The 16,270-nt window shown below is 64.9% G+C and carries 16 protein-coding genes; 9 read left to right on the top strand and 7 right to left on the bottom strand.

Features of this window, described 5'->3' with window-relative positions:
- Nucleotides 1-134: 134 nt before the first annotated feature.
- Entirely contained in the window at nucleotides 135-1,478 is a 1,344-nt protein-coding gene (gene miaB, locus NFH97_RS03285) for a tRNA (N6-isopentenyl adenosine(37)-C2)-methylthiotransferase MiaB (protein WP_045991787.1), read from the bottom strand.
- Between the two features lie 468 nt (nucleotides 1,479-1,946).
- Here miaB and NFH97_RS03280 point away from each other — a divergent pair, with 468 nt between their 5' ends.
- A complete protein-coding gene (locus NFH97_RS03280; protein ID WP_108131485.1) occupies nucleotides 1,947-2,573 on the top strand; it encodes a TIGR04211 family SH3 domain-containing protein in 627 nt (208 codons plus the stop codon).
- 20 nt (nucleotides 2,574-2,593) lie between these two features.
- Complete coding sequence (locus NFH97_RS03275; protein WP_108131486.1) at nucleotides 2,594-3,229, top strand: class I SAM-dependent methyltransferase; 636 nt, start codon at nucleotides 2,594-2,596, stop codon at nucleotides 3,227-3,229.
- A gap of 88 nt (nucleotides 3,230-3,317) precedes the next feature.
- Here the strand turns inward: NFH97_RS03275 and NFH97_RS03270 are convergent, their stop codons facing one another.
- The 5 genes from NFH97_RS03270 to cysP all read right to left on the bottom strand — a co-directional run bounded on the left by NFH97_RS03270 (nucleotide 3,318) and on the right by cysP (nucleotide 7,977).
- Nucleotides 3,318-3,905 (bottom strand): YajG family lipoprotein, encoded by a 588-nt coding sequence (locus NFH97_RS03270; RefSeq protein ID WP_045991784.1) that lies wholly within the window; start codon nucleotides 3,903-3,905, stop codon nucleotides 3,318-3,320.
- A gap of 264 nt (nucleotides 3,906-4,169) precedes the next feature.
- Nucleotides 4,170-5,312, bottom strand: coding sequence for a sulfate/molybdate ABC transporter ATP-binding protein (locus tag NFH97_RS03265; protein WP_108131487.1), 1,143 nt, complete (start codon nucleotides 5,310-5,312; stop codon nucleotides 4,170-4,172).
- Nucleotides 5,309-6,136 carry a sulfate ABC transporter permease subunit CysW gene (cysW, locus tag NFH97_RS03260; RefSeq protein WP_108449783.1) on the bottom strand — a complete coding sequence of 276 codons (828 nt, stop codon included), beginning with the start codon at nucleotides 6,134-6,136 and terminating at the stop codon, nucleotides 5,309-5,311. The genes NFH97_RS03265 and cysW overlap by 4 nt, the downstream gene beginning before the upstream one ends.
- Nucleotides 6,136-6,999 carry a sulfate ABC transporter permease subunit CysT gene (cysT, locus tag NFH97_RS03255; RefSeq protein ID WP_108131489.1) on the bottom strand — a complete coding sequence of 288 codons (864 nt, stop codon included), beginning with the start codon at nucleotides 6,997-6,999 and terminating at the stop codon, nucleotides 6,136-6,138. The genes cysW and cysT overlap by 1 nt, the downstream gene beginning before the upstream one ends.
- Nucleotides 7,000-7,023: 24 nt before the next feature.
- The gene (gene cysP / locus NFH97_RS03250) at nucleotides 7,024-7,977 is read right to left on the bottom strand and encodes a thiosulfate ABC transporter substrate-binding protein CysP (protein ID WP_502878708.1); all 954 of its coding nucleotides are present in this window, start codon (nucleotides 7,975-7,977) and stop codon (nucleotides 7,024-7,026) included.
- Nucleotides 7,978-8,314: 337 nt separating this feature from the next.
- On the opposite strand from cysP, the gene rpe reads away from it, so the two are divergent.
- Genes rpe through NFH97_RS03235 form a run of 3 tightly spaced genes read left to right on the top strand, consistent with a single transcriptional unit; the run spans nucleotide 8,315 to nucleotide 10,320 of the window.
- Nucleotides 8,315-9,004, top strand: a complete 690-nt coding sequence (gene rpe, locus NFH97_RS03245; protein WP_083970258.1) for a ribulose-phosphate 3-epimerase — start codon at nucleotides 8,315-8,317, stop codon at nucleotides 9,002-9,004.
- Nucleotides 9,005-9,057: 53 nt separating this feature from the next.
- Nucleotides 9,058-9,462 carry a GIY-YIG nuclease family protein gene (locus NFH97_RS03240; RefSeq protein WP_231498480.1) on the top strand — a complete coding sequence of 135 codons (405 nt, stop codon included), beginning with the start codon at nucleotides 9,058-9,060 and terminating at the stop codon, nucleotides 9,460-9,462.
- On the top strand, nucleotides 9,463-10,320 hold the full coding sequence (locus NFH97_RS03235; RefSeq protein WP_045991780.1) for a mechanosensitive ion channel family protein: 858 nt from the start codon (nucleotides 9,463-9,465) through the stop codon (nucleotides 10,318-10,320).
- 157 nt (nucleotides 10,321-10,477) lie between these two features.
- On the opposite strand, the gene NFH97_RS03230 is transcribed toward NFH97_RS03235, so the two are convergent.
- Entirely contained in the window at nucleotides 10,478-11,776 is a 1,299-nt protein-coding gene (locus NFH97_RS03230) for an NAD(P)/FAD-dependent oxidoreductase (protein WP_045993565.1), read from the bottom strand.
- A gap of 127 nt (nucleotides 11,777-11,903) precedes the next feature.
- Between NFH97_RS03230 and NFH97_RS03225 the strand changes: the two genes are divergently transcribed.
- The 4 genes from NFH97_RS03225 to trpD all read left to right on the top strand — a co-directional run bounded on the left by NFH97_RS03225 (nucleotide 11,904) and on the right by trpD (nucleotide 16,261).
- Nucleotides 11,904-12,569 carry a phosphoglycolate phosphatase gene (locus NFH97_RS03225; protein ID WP_045993566.1) on the top strand — a complete coding sequence of 222 codons (666 nt, stop codon included), beginning with the start codon at nucleotides 11,904-11,906 and terminating at the stop codon, nucleotides 12,567-12,569.
- 323 nt (nucleotides 12,570-12,892) lie between these two features.
- Nucleotides 12,893-14,374, top strand: a complete 1,482-nt coding sequence (trpE, locus tag NFH97_RS03220) for an anthranilate synthase component I (protein WP_045993597.1) — start codon at nucleotides 12,893-12,895, stop codon at nucleotides 14,372-14,374.
- A 266-nt stretch (nucleotides 14,375-14,640) separates the two neighbouring features.
- A complete protein-coding gene (locus NFH97_RS03215) occupies nucleotides 14,641-15,222 on the top strand; it encodes an anthranilate synthase component II (protein ID WP_045994387.1) in 582 nt (193 codons plus the stop codon).
- A gap of 19 nt (nucleotides 15,223-15,241) precedes the next feature.
- The gene (gene trpD, locus NFH97_RS03210; RefSeq protein WP_045994365.1) at nucleotides 15,242-16,261 is read left to right on the top strand and encodes an anthranilate phosphoribosyltransferase; all 1,020 of its coding nucleotides are present in this window, start codon (nucleotides 15,242-15,244) and stop codon (nucleotides 16,259-16,261) included.
- The last annotated feature ends 9 nt before the right edge of the window (nucleotides 16,262-16,270 follow it).

The raw sequence follows: 16,270 nt of genomic DNA, 5'->3' as shown, positions 1-16,270 counted from the left end.
AGAATCCGTGTTTGGGTGGCTTTGAAGGTTCAGCTTACTGCCCCGGCGTGGGCCAGGGCAATGCTCCGGGTCCTGTGCGTTGGCGATCGTCATGGTGAAACGGCCAAGCCGCCCGTCCCGGAGCAGGGCGAGCCTCAGTAGCGCTCGCCGGAAGCCAGTTCGCCACGCAGCGAGTTGGGCAGGGCCTCGGTGATCTCGACGTCGACGAAGTAGCCGATCAGCTCGGTGGGGTTGGCCGCGCGGAAGTTGACCACCCGGTTGTTCTCGGTGCGTCCGGACAGCTGGCCCGGGTCGCGGGGCGAGAAGCCGCTGACCAGCACACGCTGGGTAGTGCCCACCATGCGCCGACTGATCTGCATCGCCTGCTGGTTGATGCGCTCCTGCAGGATCGCCAGGCGCTGCTTCTTGATCTCCTCCGGGGTCTCGTCGTCAAGCGCCGCCGCCGGCGTGCCCGGGCGAGCGGAGTAGACGAAACTGAAGGACACGTCGAAGCCGATGCGATGGATCAGGTCCATGGTCGCCTCGAAGTCCTCCTCGGTCTCGCCCGGGAAGCCGATGATGAAGTCCGAGGAGAAGCTGATGTCCGGGCGCAGGGCGCGGATGCGCTCCATCTTGTCGACGTACTCTTCGACCGTGTGACCGCGCTTCATCGCCGCCAGGATGCGGTCGGAACCGGCCTGCACCGGCAGGTGAAGGTGGCTGACCAGCTCCGGAATCTCGGCGTAGGCCTCGATCAGGCTGTCACTGAATTCCACCGGGTGCGAGGTGGTGAAGCGGATACGGTCGATGCCGTCGACCGCCGCCACGCAGGCGATCAGTTCGGCCAGATCGATTTCGTCGCCGTCGTCGTTGAGCCCGCGGTAGGCGTTGACGTTCTGGCCCAGCAGATTGATCTCGCGAACGCCCTGGTCGGCCAGGTGGAAAACCTCGTCCATGACCGCCTCGAACGGCCGCGAGACTTCCTCGCCACGGGTGTAGGGCACCACGCAGAAGGTGCAGTACTTGGAGCAGCCTTCCATCACCGAGACGAAGGCGCTGGCGCCGTCGGAGCTGGGCTTGGGCAGGTGATCGAACTTCTCGATCTCGGGGAAGGTGACGTCCACCACCGAGATCTGGTTGTCACGGCTGGCGTCGAGCATGCTCGGCACCCGGTGCAGGGTCTGGGGACCGAACACCATGTCGACGTGGGGGGCGCGCTTGCGAATGGCCTCGCCTTCCTGACTGGCCACGCAGCCACCGACGCCGATCACCAGATCGGGGTTGGACTGCTTGAGCTTCTTCCAGCGACCGAGCTGGTGGAAAACCTTCTCCTGGGCCTTTTCCCGAATCGAACAGGTGTTGAGCAGGATCACGTCCGCGTCCTGTTCGTTGTCGGTCAGTTCCATCTGATGGGAGTCGCCGAGCAGATCCGCCATGCGGGCAGAGTCGTACTCGTTCATCTGGCAGCCGTGGGTCTTGATGAAGAGTTTCTTCGTCATAGCAATATGTCGGGCTCCCGGCCCGATGGGCACCAGGGGTGCCTGGTCACGTGAGTGGTGGTGAATGGGCGCGAGACTGGCGGTCGAACGACCGTGGCGCATGGTGGCGCATTATACGCACCCGGCCCGGGTGGGGCCAGTTTGCCGAAGTACCGGCCAGGGACCAGGGCAGGGCGCGCGGAGATCCCGGTGGATCTTGGTCCACCGGCCGGGGTATCCCGGTGAGCCAATGTGATAGTCTTGCGGGCGGATGGGAACGCGGGCTGGCTATTTTATGACCATTTTGTGCCAACCCCAGGTGTCTCGCCCGCAGGACAGCGATGTCCAGCGGTTTTCCCGACACTTGTCCACAGGAGCTGTGGAACGTTTGTCACCCTCCTTGGTCTCATCGCACGTTGCGGCTTGGCAGGAAGCCGGCGCAGCGTCACTCGAGTCGCAACCGAGCCCAGATTAGCCAGGAAAGACGGCATGAAAACGCAATTTCTCAAGACAGTGACCCTGGGCCTCGCCCTGACCGGCGCCGCCCTGCCGGCGATGGCTCAGGACGACGGCACCTCACGGTGGGTGTCGGACGAACTCACCACCTATGTGCGTAGTGGTCCCACCGACGGCTACCGCATCGTCGGCACCTTGACCGCCGGCCAGCCGGTGACCCTGCTGGACACCTCCGGCGACTATTCCCAGGTCCGAAGCGACAGCGGAGACGTGGTCTGGGTCCCCAGCAGCGAACTGCAACAGACCCCCAGCGCCAGCGACCAGCTGCCCAAGCTCGAGGCAAGGGTGGAAGAACTCACCGAGGAGCTCGACGGCATCAACGAAAGCTGGGAAGAGCGCACTCGGACCATGACCGAGACCCTCGAGGTGCGCGAGAGCCGCATCGCCGAACTGGAAGCACGCAATCATGAGCTGGAGAGCGCCTTCAGCGATATCAGCGAGACCAACAAGGACCTCGAGGCTCGCCTGGAGACCCGCAAGGAAGACCTGCTGATGCGCTACTTCATGTACGGCGGGGGCGTCGCCGGGGCGGGCCTGATCGTCGGCCTGATCGTGCCGCACCTGCCGCGGCGTCGGCGCAAGCGCGACCGCTGGTTCTAGCACCCGGGACAGAGAATTCGATGCACGAACACTGGTTGAAACGCTGGGAAGAGGGGCGCATCGGCTTTCATCGCGATAGCGTTCATCCTGCACTGATCCGCCACTGGCCGATGCTCGGGGCGGTTCCCGGGACCAAGGTACTGGTGCCGCTGTGCGGCAAGAGTCTGGACATGCGCTGGCTGGCCGAGCATCAACATCCGGTGCTCGGCATCGAGCTGTCGGAGCGCGCGCTCGAACAGTTTGTGGAAGATGGCCGAGGGGAGGTGTCGCGCTACCAGCAGGACGGTTTCGCGATTCTGCGTCAGGGCAGTATCGAGCTATGGTGCGGTGACTTCTTTCACTTCCATATCGCCCAGGCCTCGGAGATCGGCGCCTTCTATGATCGCGCCGCCCTGATCGCCTTGCCCGAGGCCACCCGCCAGCGCTACGCCTTTCACCTGGCCCAGCTGATACCGCCTGGCGCGCGGGGGCTGCTGGTCAGTCTGAGTCGGAGCGGCGACGAAGGTCCGCCGTTCCATGTGGACGGCGCCGAGGTGAGGCGGTTGTTCGACCCCAACTTCATCGTCACCCACCTGGAAGACGGCGAGCCCGAAGCCAATGGCTTTCGTGAGTCGGTCTGGGCGCTGGTACGGCGTGGTCCCACCACCGACGAGTGATTGAGTGCATCCAACCAAAGTGCGCCACCCACAAGGGGCGGCGCGCTGTCGTGTGCCTGCCTGGCCCGCCCCGCGGGGCGGGCGAGCGTCAGCGGGCCAGCAATTGGCCCAGCTCCGGGTCGGCGAAGGCCCGGTTCAGACCGTCGGTGAGCAGGTCGGTGACCATGCGCTGATTGGTTGCCTTGTCCGGCTTCACCGCATAACTCTGCACGCGGCGCGAGGTGTAGGTGCCGGTGTAGGTCTGGCCGTCATTGCTGGCTTCGGCCTCGATGACGCTTTCCAGTCTGGCCTCGTCCACCAGCGGCTGACTCTGGCCGCGTTCATAGCTCAGCTTCTTCAGCGTCAGCGTCAGGCTGGGGCGGCCCGGAGCCGGTTCGGCGGTGGGGCTGAAGCCCATCTCGCGCACTGCCCGCTCCACCTCGGCCTGAAGCCTCGGCACGATCTCGTGGGGGCTGACGCTGATGGTGGCGGTGGAGCTTGCGCTGCCGCTGCGGGTACCGAGCACGTCCGAGGGGCGGTCATCGGCGGCGATGACGGTGACCGCCTGGCCAGAGCCGGAGGCCGGCACGGCCACGCTGCGCTTGGGGTCGGGCTGCAGATGGTGGGGGCTCGAGCAGGCGCTGAGCGCGAGCAGCGCGGTCACTCCAGCGGCGCCCAACAGAAGGCGACGAAGCATAGGGGAACTCCTTGTCGTGTTATCGGTAGAAATCGCACCGTAGTGCGCACTCGTCGGACGAGGCTTTGCCTGGACGGGCGATAGTACGTCTATCAGAGGGGGGCGTGCAGCAAAAGTTCCTGGGCTGATCGAAGCGGACAAGGCCCGCCAGGCGGGCGTCTGCGCCGGATTAGCGGCGCTTGGACAGTGGCGCCACCCTTGGCGGCGCTTAGACGGTGGCGCCGGATTCTCGGCGCTTAGACAGTTGCGCCGGATTCTCGGCGCTTAGACAGTTGCGCCGGATTCTCGGCGCTTGGCACCACTCTTGGCGGATCTATCACCCGACACGTCCGGTTGCTGGCTATCGGGCCGACTGTCTGGATAGTGGTGCCAGCGGCGGGGCAGGGCGTAGACCCGGGAGCCACGGCCAAGTGCCAGGCGTTCGGCGTCGCCATGGCTCAGGGTCGCCATCCAGGGCTCGTCCATCCAGTCGGCGTTCAGCTCGATGCGCACTTCGGCGCCCACCGGGACCACCGCGGTGACCACCGCGGGCAGGTGAGCGTCGGCACTGGGGGCGGCGGCCACCTGTACCTCGTGGGGGCGCAGCAGGATTTCCTGAGGGCCGTCGTCCAGGTCCAGTGTCAGGCGCGCCTCACCGCAGGTCAGCACGCCGCCGCGAACCTCGCCTTCCAGATGATTGACGTCGCCGAGGAATTCGAACACGAAGCGATTGCGCGGTTGACGGTACAGCGTCTCCGGGGTGTCGATCTGCTCGATACGGCCGTTGCTCATCACCACCACACGGTCAGACAGCTCCAGCGCTTCCTCCTGGTCGTGGGTCACGAACACGCTGGTGAAGCCCAGCTCGTCGTGCAGGTGCCTGAGCCAGCGACGCAGCTCCTGGCGGACCTTGGCATCGAGCGCCCCGAAGGGTTCATCGAGCAGCAGCACCTCTGGCTTGAGGGCCAGGGCGCGTGCCAGCGAGACACGCTGCTGCTGCCCGCCGGAGAGCTGCGCCGGGAAGCGTTCGGCCAGGTGAGACAGCTGCACCATCTCCAGTAGCTGCATGACCCGGGAGCGGATCTCACCGCTGGACGGACGCTCGCGGCGGGGCAGCACAGTCAGGCCGAAGGCGACATTGTCGAACACGCTCATATGGCGGAACAGCGCGTAGTGCTGGAACACGAAGCCGATACGCCGGTCACGTACGTGGACATGGGTCACGTCGCGTTCGCCGAACAGAATGCGGCAGTCGGGGTGGTCGTCCGGTGTCTCGAGCCCGGCGATGATCCGCAACAGGGTGGTCTTGCCGGAACCGGACGGGCCCAGCAGGCCGATCAGCTCGCCGCTGTTGATGTCCAGGTCGATGGGAGACAGCGCCTGGGAGCGTCCGAAGTGCTTCTGGATATGGTCGAGACGAATGCTCATGTCAGGGCCTCCCGGCGCGTCGCGCGCCATTCGAGCGTGGCCTTGGCGGCCAGGGTAAGCAGGGCGATCAGCGCCAGCAGGGCGGCGCTGGCGAAGGCGCCGACGGTGTTGTAGTCCTGATACAGAAGCTCCACGTGCAGCGGCAGGGTGTTGGTCTCGCCGCGGATGGCCCCGGAGACCACCGAGACCGCGCCGAATTCACCCACCGCCCGGGCGTTGGTCAGGATCACGCCGTAGAGCAGGGCCCAGCGGATATTGGGCAGGGTCACCCGGCGAAACAGCGTAAAGCCGCGTGCGCCGAGGGTTACCGCCGCTTCTTCCTCGCGGGAGCCCTGGGCCTGCATCAGCGGGATCAGCTCCCTGGCGACGAAGGGGCAGGTGACGAAGATGGTCACCATCAAGATGCCGGGCCAGGCGAACATCAGCTGGATGTCGTGGGCATCCAGCCAGCCGCCGATCCAGCCGTTGCGGCCGTAGAGCAGCAGGTAAACCAGGCCCGCCACCACCGGCGAGATGGCGAAGGGGATGTCGATCAGTGTCTGCAGCAGGCGCCGTCCGGGGAAGGCGAAGCGGGTCACCAGCCAGGCCAGCATGACTCCGAAGACCAGGTTGACCGGGATCGTCAGCAGGGTGATGAACAGGGTCAGGCCGATCGCCGCCAGGGTGAAGTGATCCGTGACATTGGCGATGAAGGGCCCGACACCCTCGGCCAGGGCCTGGGCGAAGATGGCCAGCAGCGGCAGCAGCAGAAACAGTGCCGAGAGCGTTACCGCCAGCGCGATCAGGCTGCGCCTGAGCCAGGGGGCGTCACCGATTCGTTGCATCAGCCGCGTCCTCCGTGCAGTCGGCGAATAAAGCGTCCCTGCCACAGGTTGATCGCCAGCAGCAGCGCCAGCGAGGTCGCCAGCACCACCGACGCGATGGCCGAGGCCCCCACGTAGTCGTACTCCTGCAGCTTGACGAAGATCATCAGCGAGGTGATCTCGGTCTCGTAGGGCATGTTGCCGGCGATGAAGATCACCGCACCGAATTCGCCCAGGGAGCGCACGAAGGCGAGCCCGGTGCCGGTGACCAGGGCCGGCCACAGGTGGGGCAGGATGACCCGACGAAAGGCCACACCGTCGCGGGCGCCCAGACTCATGGCGGCTTCGTCGATTTCCGCGGGCAGGTCCTCGAGCACCGGCTGCACCGTGCGCACGACGAAGGGGATGCTGGTGAAGGCCATGGCCAGGGCGATGCCGACCCAGGTGTAGGACACCTGCCAGCCCAACGGCTCCAGCAGCTGTCCCATCCAGCCCTTGGACGAGTAGAGCGTTGCCAGGGTGATGCCGGCGACCGCCGTGGGCAGCGCGAAGGGCAGGTCCATCAGGGCATCGAGCAGGCGCTTGCCGGGGAAGTCGTAGCGCACCAGCACCCAGGCCATCAACAGCCCGAACACGGCGTTGACCAGCGCCGCCACCAGGGCGCCACCGATGGTGGTGACGTAGCTTGCCACCACGCGGGGTTCACTGATGATGAACCAGTACTCGGACAGCGACAGCCCCTTGAGCTGGCCGACCAGGCCGGTCAGCGGCAGCAGCAGTACCAGCGAGACGAAGGTGAGGCTGATGCCCAGAGACAGGCCGAAGCCCGGCAGCACGCGGCGCCGGGCGGATCGGGCAAAGGGCAGGGAGATGGCCTTGTGCATGGGATAGGTCGCTTGCCTTGACGATCAGCGACGCTGCAGCTGGTCCAGCTCGCCGCCGCTCTTGAAGTGGGTGTCCATGGCGCTGTCCCAGCCACCGAACACGTCCTGGACCTCGAACAGCTCGGTCTCGGGGAAGCTATCGGCGAACTCTTCCTTCACCGCTTCGTTGTGGACGCGGTAGTTGAAGCCTGCCAGCTGGCGCTGGGCCTCCTCGGTGTAGAGGTAGTCGAGGTAGGCACGGGCGAGCTCGAGGTTGCCGTTGCGCTCAGCGTTTTCCTCGACCACCGCCACCGGGAACTCGGCGAGGATGCTGACCGGCGGCACGATGACGTCGTATTCGTCGCTGCCGTACTCGTCACGGATATTGTTGACCTCGGACTCGAAGCTGATCAGCACGTCGCCGATGCCACGTTCGATGAAGCTGGTGGTGGCGCCGCGACCGCCGGTGTCAAACACCTTCACATTGCCGAGGAAGTCGCTCATGAACTCGCGCACCTGGTCCTTGTCGCCGTCGAAGTTGCGCTCGGCGGCACCCCAGGCGGCCAGGTAGGTATAGCGGCCGTTACCGGAGGTCTTGGGGTTGGGGAACACCAGTTCGACGCCCTCGGCGGCCAGGTCTTCCCAGCTCTCGATGCCCTGGGGGTTGCCCTTGCGCACCAGGAAGGCGGTGGTGGAGTAGTAGGGCGAGGCATTGTTGGGCAACTGGCTCTGCCAGTCTTCCGCGACCAGGCCGGCATCGGCCAGTACCTGGACGTCGGTGACCTGGTTGTAGGTCACCACGTCGGCCTTCAGGCCCTGCAGGATGGCGCGGGCCTGGGCGGAAGAGCCGCCGTGGGACTGCTTGATGGTCAGCTCACCGTCATTCTCTGCCTGCCAGTGCTGCTGAAACGCCGGGTTGATGGCGGCGAACAGCTCGCGGGCGATGTCATAGGACGAGTTGAGCAGCTCCTTGTCCTCGGCCATTACCGGCGAGGCCATGGCACCGCCGAGGCCGGCGGCCAGGGACAGGGACAGGGCGGTACGGCGCAGGATCGGGGGCAGCTTCATGTCGGGGTTCCTTGACGTCGGGGGTGGGCCGGGGAAATCGGCGGATCGCAACGAAGGCTAAGGCTAATTTTAAGGAATTACAATCCTGTTTGTTAAAACTGTTTGGAATATAAGATGTCGCAACGCGCATACTATAGACGACTGCAACCGGACGAATCGGCAGAAGATGTGGAGGAAGATCGCTGATGCGGGCGGGACCAACTGCTAGAATGCCGCTTTTCGTCGAGCCCTTGTGGCCTCCACCATGACTCTCTCCTCGGATGACTCCATGAACGACTTCCTGATCGCGCCTTCGATCCTGTCCGCTGACTTCGCCCGCCTGGGAGAAGAGGTCGACAACGTGCTGGCATCGGGTGCCGATATCGTCCACTTCGACGTGATGGACAATCACTACGTGCCTAACCTGACCATCGGGCCGATGGTCTGTGAGGCGCTGCGCAAGCATGGCGTCACCGCGCCCATCGATGCCCACCTGATGGTCAAGCCCGTGGATCGACTGATCGGTGACTTCATCGATGCCGGTGCCAGCTACATCACCTTCCACCCCGAGGCCTCCGAACATATCGATCGCTCGCTGCAGCTGATTCGTGACGGCGGCTGCAAGGCGGGACTGGTGTTCAACCCGGCGACGCCACTGTCCTACCTGGACTACGTGATGGACAAGGTCGACATGGTGCTGCTGATGAGCGTCAATCCGGGGTTCGGCGGGCAGTCGTTCATCCCGGCGACGCTCGACAAGCTGCGCCAGGCGCGTGCGCGCATCGACGCCAGCGGACGGGACATTCGTCTGCAGGTGGATGGTGGCGTGAAGGTAGACAATATCGCCGAGATCGCGCGCGCCGGGGCGGACACCTTCGTCGCGGGCTCCGCGGTGTTCGGCGCGCGTCGCGACGAGGACCCCCACGGCTATGACAGCATCATCGCCGACTTTCGCTCGCGCCTGGCCTCTACGCGGTGATTGGCGATTCGGACTATGCTGGCTCAGGCAAGCCGGGCTTAGGCGAGCCGGGCTTGGATGAGCCGGGCTTAGTCGAGCCTGTCTCAGATGAGCCTGTCTCAGGCGAGCCAGTACCCGAGCTGCCGGCGGCGGCAACGACGACGTGGTACCTGTATATCGTCGAGACGGCGGCCGGGGCGCTTTATACCGGCATTACCACCGATGTCGCCAGACGTGTCGAGCAACACCGCAGCGGCAAGGGCGCCAAGGCGCTGCGTGGCAAGGGCCCGCTGACGCTTCGCCATCAGGAGCCGGTCGGCACGCGAGGTGACGCCAGCCGGCTGGAAATCGCCGTCAAGCGCATGTCGGTGCGTCGCAAGCGCCAGTGGCTGGCAGCGCGCATCAGCACTGACGAAGCGAGGGCGGTGGTCGAGCAGGATCGTACTTCGATAACGAAAACGACATACAAGGAGAGGTAGATGGAGTTCCTGCAAAAGCTGGACGTGGAGGCCCTGATCGAGTTTGCCTCGACCACCGGGCTGCAGTTTCTGATCAATCTGGTCGCCGCGGCGGCGATCTTCATCATCGGTCGCTGGGTGGCCAAGGCGGTACACCGGGTGGTGGTCAAGGGCATGCAGCGTGCCGACGTCGAACCCCTGCTGGTCAAGTTCCTCGGCAACATCCTGTATGCCTTGCTGCTGACCTTCGTGATCCTGGCCGCCATCAGCCGGATCGGTATCCAGACCGCCTCGTTGATCGCGGTGATCGGTGCCGCCGGTCTGGCGGTGGGTCTGGCCCTGCAGGGGTCGCTTGCCAACTTCGCCGCCGGGGTCATGGTCATCATCTTCCGCCCCTACCGGATCGGCGACTACGTGGAGGCAGGTGGGGTCAGCGGCACCGTCGAGGATGTGCAGATCATCAGCACCGAGCTGAGCACGCCGGACAATCGCAAGATCATCGTGCCCAACGGCCAGATGATGAGCGGTGCCGTGGTCAACTATTCTGCCCACGCCACTCGTCGGGTCGATCTGACGGTGGGGGTCGGCTATGACGACGACATCGATACCGTGCGTCGGGTGCTGGAGAGCGTGGTCGCCGACGACCCTCGCGTGCTCAGCGAACCGGCGCCGAATATCCGCATGAATGCCATGGGCGACTCCTCCATCACATGGATCGTGCGGCCCTGGGTGCAGGCATCCGACTACTGGGACGTCTACTGGGAGATGACCGAGGAGATCAAGCGTCGCTTCGATCGCGAAGGTATCAGCATTCCCTTTCCCCAGCGCGACGTGCATCTCTATCACCACGCCAAGGACGAGCCCCAGGCCAACGCCTGAGCAGGATGTGGTGCTGTCGATGACGACAAACGAGAGAAGCTGCCCTGGGGCAGCCTCTCTAGCTGTGAACGTGCGTGCGATGTCTGCCAGGGGAGTGCGGGCAGGGACTAGGCTCTGTCCGAAAAGTCGACGAGTGCAGGCACTTTTCAGACGAGCCCTAGTGCAGCTTTAGCCTGGGCTTGAGGAAGCGGTTAAGCCCATCGACCACCACCATCATCGCGGTCTTGACCGTGCCGTGGATGGCGCGCTGGTGCATGCGGTAGAGCGAGGCGTAGAAGAAGCGCGCCAGGTTACCCTCGATGAACAGGCTACGGGCCGAGGCGGCGCGCATCAGGCTGCCGATGGCGTCGAAGTGGGCCAGCGAAATCAGCGAGCCTCGGTCGCGGAAGACAAATTCCTTGAGCGGCTTGCCGTCGACCACGGCACACAGGTTACGGTAGAGCACGCCGGCCTGCTGGTGGGCGGCCTGGGCCCTGGGCGGCACCACCGTGCCGTCTTCCTGGGGGCAGCTGGCGCAGTCGCCGAAGGCGAAGATGTGCGGGTCATCGATGCTCTGCATGGTGGCGGCCACCTTGACCCTGTTGTTGCGCTCCACCTCCAGCCCCAGTTCTGCCAGGAAGGCCGGAGCCTTGATGCCGGCGGCCCACACCCCCAGGTCGATTTCGATGGCGTCATCGTCGGTGGTGTGGATGGCGCGCTCGTCGACCATGGTCACCCGGGTGTCCACATGGACCTTGACCCCCAGGTTCTCGAGTTCCTTGTGCACCGCGCCGCTGATGCGGTCCGGCAGCGCCGGCAGCACCTTGGGCGCGGCCTCGATCAGGTGGACCCGCAGGTGCTCGCGGCCCAGCGCGGTAAAGCCGTAGCTCTTGAGCATGCGCGAGGCGTCGTGCAACTCGGCGGCCAGTTCGACGCCGGTGGCCCCGGCCCCGATGATGCCCACGGTAATGCAGGGATCCTGATCCTCGAGCCGGGTGCTGTAGCGCATGAAGGTATTGAGCAGTGCCTGTCGAAAGCCTTCGGCCTGGGCAGGACTGTCGAGGAAGTGGCAGTGGTCCGCCACGCCTTTCGTGCCGAAGTCGTTGCTGACGCTGCCGACCGCCAGTACCAGGTGATCGTAGTCGAGACGCCGCGCCGGCAGGATCTCGTTGCCCTCGTCATCGACGATGGGGGCCAGGGTCAGTTGGCGGGACTCACGATCCAGATCGCACAGGGTGCCGCGCTGGAAGCGGTAGCCATTGGCCGCCGAGTGGGCCTGATAGGAAATCTCGTCGAGGCCCGAGTCGAGGACGCCGGTGGCGACCTCATGCAACAGCGGTTTCCAGATGTGGGTCGAATTGCGATCGACCAGCACGATGTCGGCCTTGTCCTTCTTGCCGAGCCGTCGTCCCAGGCGCGTGACCAGCTCAAGGCCGCCGGCGCCGCCGCCGACAACCACGATGGTGGGTTTGCTCATGATGAGCTCCAGAAAAAAGGTGGAGCGCCATCATAGACAGATAAGTGCTTGGCTGACCACGGCGCTTGCGCCAGAATGTGCGCCGCGCATAGATATTCCAATTTCGGCATAGTCGAGGAGACGGCCTATGGGTGACGCCCTGGAGGGGGTGCTGTTGGTGGCCTTCGATCTGGATGGCACCCTGATCGATTCGGTCCCGGACCTGGCAGCGGCGGTGGATTCCGCCTTGATCGACGTCGAACTGGCGCCGGCAGGCGAAGCCAGGGTGCGCGACTGGGTCGGCAATGGTGCCTGGGTGCTGCTGGAACGTGCCCTGACCGATGCACTGGGCGAGGCCCCCAGCGAGGTGCTGTTGAAGACCGCCCACGAGCGCTTCCTCGAGCACTACCATCGCCGTCCCTGCGACAGGACGAGGCTCTATCCGGGGGTGACGGAGACCTTGAAGCGGCTGTTCGGGCGGGGTCTGATCCTGTGTCTGGTCACCAACAAGCCCGAGGCCTTCATCCACCCGATCCTCGAGCATCTGGGTATCGATGGCTTCTTTTCCGCCTGCCTCGGTGGCGACACCCTGCCTCGTCGCAAGCCTGACCCCATGCCGCTGCGACACCTGTCCCAGCAGTTCGACGTCTGTCCCTCGTACTGTCTTATGGTGGGCGACTCCCGTCACGATGTCGCGGCGGGCAAGGCCGCCGGTTTCCGTACCGTGGCGGTGCCTTACGGCTACAATCACGGTGAACCGATCAGCCTGAGCGAGCCGGATCTGGTGGTTGAATCGCTGGAACAACTCGTTTAGGGTTTTTTGGCATGACACTGTCGTTAGCGTCATGCCGATAAATCCTCGCTATTGCAGGCCTTGCCAGGCGCCCGTCACAGGGAATCCCGTCGTGTGGAATCCGCGAGCGCGGCGCACGGGTCTCGCGGTAGCGGTCTGTCACTCGTTGGCTTCATTCATTCGTTTCGCTGGTGGACTGCCCATGGCCCAGCCTTGCTTCTCCTCGATGTCCTGTCCGCATCTGTCTGCGTCGCTGCCTACGACGTCCTGCGGTTGGCGATGGTGACCGTTTCTCCGTTCTTGTCGTTGTCACTTTCGTCTCTTGAATTGAGGATCTGGGCATGATGACCCCCGAGCGTTTCGATGAGCTGGCCCAGGCCGGCTACAACCGTATTCCCATCACCCGCGAGATGATGGCCGACCTGGACACGCCGCTGTCCACCTATCTGAAACTGGCCGATCAACCCTGGACCTTTCTGCTCGAGTCGGTGACCGGCGGCGAGAAGTGGGGGCGTTACTCGATCATCGGTCTGCCCTGTCGCGAACGCATCGAGGTGCGGGGCTATCAGGTTCAGCATATTGTCGATGGTGACGTGACCGGCGCCACCGAAGTGGAAGATCCGCTGGCCTGGATCGAGGAGTTCCAGCGTCGCTTCAAGGTGCCGGTGCTCGACAACCAGCCGATCTTCGACGGCGGACTGGTGGGCTACTTCGGCTACGACACCATCCGCTATATCGAGCCGCGCCTGGCCGGTGTGGAGAAGGACGACCCCATCGGGGTGCCGGACATCCTGTTGATGGTGTGCGATGAGCTGGTGGTGTTCGACAACCTTTATGGGCGTCTGACCCTGTGGACCCACGCCGATCCTTCCACGCCCTCGGCCTTCAGCGCCGCCCAGGCCCGGCTGAGCGCCCTGGAAGACGCCCTGCGCAGCCCGCTGTCGGTGGCCTCGCGAGTGCCCGGTGACGCGCGCCCGGCGGTGGAGGAGGGACACTTCACCTCCGGCTTCACCGAAGAGGGCTTCAAGTCGGCGGTGGAAAGGATCAAGGAGTACGTGCTGGCGGGCGACGTGATGCAGTGCGTGCCGTCCCAGCGCATGTCGATCGAGTTCCAGGCCGAGCCGCTGGACCTGTATCGGGCTCTTCGCAGCCTCAATCCGTCGCCCTACATGTTCTTCTTCAACCTTGACGACCACCATGTGGTGGGTGCCTCGCCGGAGATCCTGACCCGCCTGGAGGATGGCATGGTGACGGTGCGTCCGATCGCCGGCACCCGGGTGCGCGGCAAGACCGAGGCCGAGGACAAGGCGCTGGAGGAGGACCTGCTGGCCGACCCCAAGGAGGTCGCCGAGCACCTGATGCTGATCGACCTGGGCCGCAACGACGTCGGCCGCATTTCCGAGACCGGCAGCGTCGAGGTGACCGATCAGATGGCCATCGAGCGCTACTCCCACGTCATGCACATCGTCTCCAACGTCACCGGCAAGCTGAAGCCGGGCTACAGCGCCATGGACGTGCTGCGCGCCACCTTCCCGGCGGGCACCCTGTCCGGAGCGCCCAAGATCCGCGCGATGGAGATCATCGACGAGGTCGAACCGGTCAAGCGCGGCGTCTACTCCGGGGCCGTCGGCTACCTGTCCTGGCATGGCAACATGGACACCGCCATCGCCATCCGCACCGCGGTGATCAAGGACGGTCAGCTGCACGTCCAGTGTGGCGCCGGCGTGGTGGCGGACTCGGTGCCCCAGTCCGAGTGGGACGAGACCCTGAACAAGGGGCGTGCGCTGTTTCGTGCCGTGGCCATGGCCGAGCAGGGACTGCGCTGAGTTCGGCCTGACATCCGCTTGACAGCCATGACCACGACACACACTATAAGCCCATGATGAATATGACCTCCGCACCGTCCCGTGATCGCCAGCAGTGGTGGCGCCCCTTCGACTGAAGCGGGCGGAGGAACCCTGAGCGCCGGGGTGTCGCGGACCACGGTCTGGACAACGACGGTCAGGACAGCGAAAGTGCCGCCCGCGAGGCGGCATTTTTGTGTGTGGGTCGTCTCGCTGGGTGAAGCCCAATATTGAATCCTGGAGCCACCATGATCTTGATGCTCGATAACTACGACAGCTTCACCTACAACATCGTCCAGTACCTAGGCGAACTGGGCGCCGAGGTGGTAACCCGACGCAACGACACCATCAGCCTCGACGAGATCGAGGCCATGGCGCCCAGCCACATCGTGGTGTCGCCGGGGCCCTGCACGCCCAACGAGGCCGGCATCTCGCTGGAGCTGATTCGCCACTTCGCCGGCAAGCTGCCGCTGCTCGGTGTGTGCCTCGGCCACCAGGCCATCGGCCAGGTGTTCGGCGGCAAGGTGGTCCGCGCGCCCCAGGTCATGCACGGCAAGACCTCCGACATTCGCCATGCCGGACAGGGCGTGTTCAAGGGCCTCGATGATCCGCTCTCGGTGACCCGCTACCATTCGCTGGTGGTGGAGCGCGAGAGTCTGCCGGAGTGTCTCGAGATCACCGCCTGGACCGATGACGACGACGTCACCCCCGGCCTGATCATGGGCCTGCGCCACAAGGAGCTGCCCATCGAAGGGGTGCAGTTCCACCCGGAATCGATCCTGTCGCGACAGGGACACGAGATGCTGGCCAATTTCCTCGAGCGCCACTGACTACCATCAGGAGACTTGCATGCAGATGACCAATGCCATCGCGGCGGTGATGCGCCGGGAGAACCTGGGCCGAGAGCAGGCCTATGCGGTGATGCGCACCATCATGACCGGCGAGGCCAGTGACGCCCAGGTCGCCGCCTTTCTGATGGGGATGGCGATGAAGGGCGAGACCGCCGAGGAAATCAGTGGCTGCGCCCAGGTGATGCGCGACCTGATGACGCCGGTAACGCTGTCCTGCGACAACGTCGTGGATATCGTCGGCACCGGTGGGGACGGCGCCAACCTGTTTAACGTATCCACCGCCTCGAGCTTTGTCGCCGCCGCCGCCGGCGCCCATGTGGCCAAGCACGGCAACAGAGGGGTGTCGTCGTCCTCGGGCAGCGCCGATCTGTTCCAGGTGGCCGGCATCGGCCTGGATCTGGACGCCGAACAGGTAGGCCGCTGCATCGAGGAGGTCGGCGTCGGCTTCATGTTCGCGCCCAATCACCACCCGGCCATGCGTCACGCCATCGGTCCGCGCCGCGAGATGGGTGTGCGCACCCTGTTCAATATTCTGGGGCCGTTGACCAACCCTGCCAGTGCGCCCAATCAGCTGCTCGGCGTCTACCACGCCGACCTGCTGGAGTTGATGGTGGAGGTGCTGCGTCAGCTCGGCAGTCGGCATGTGCTGGTGGCCCACGCCGAAGACGGCCTGGACGAAATCTCGCTGGCGGCGCCGACCCGCATCGCCGAACTCAAGGATGGCGAGATCCACCGCTATACCCTGACCCCCGAGGATGTCGGTATCGAGCGTCAGTCGCTCGCTCCGCTCAAGGTCAAGACCGCCGAAGACAGCCTGCGCCTGGTCGAGAAGGCGCTTTCCGGCGAGGGGCCTGCGGCGGATATCGTCGCCCTCAACGCCGGCGCTGCCCTCTACGCCGCCGACGTGGCCGATTCCCTCAAGGAAGGCGTGCTGATGGCCCAGGACGCCCAGGGAACCAGGCTGGCGCTGGAAAAGATGAAGGAACTGGCCCACTTTACCCGGGTGTTCGCTCAGTAGGACCTTTCT

Origin of the sequence: Halomonas sp. SCS19 (assembly GCF_040147015.1) — a bacterium.
In the GTDB taxonomy this organism is placed as follows: domain Bacteria; phylum Pseudomonadota; class Gammaproteobacteria; order Pseudomonadales; family Halomonadaceae; genus Halomonas; species Halomonas litopenaei.
Note: the sequence above shows the minus strand (reverse complement) of the source record. Positions and strands in the feature narration are given on the sequence as shown.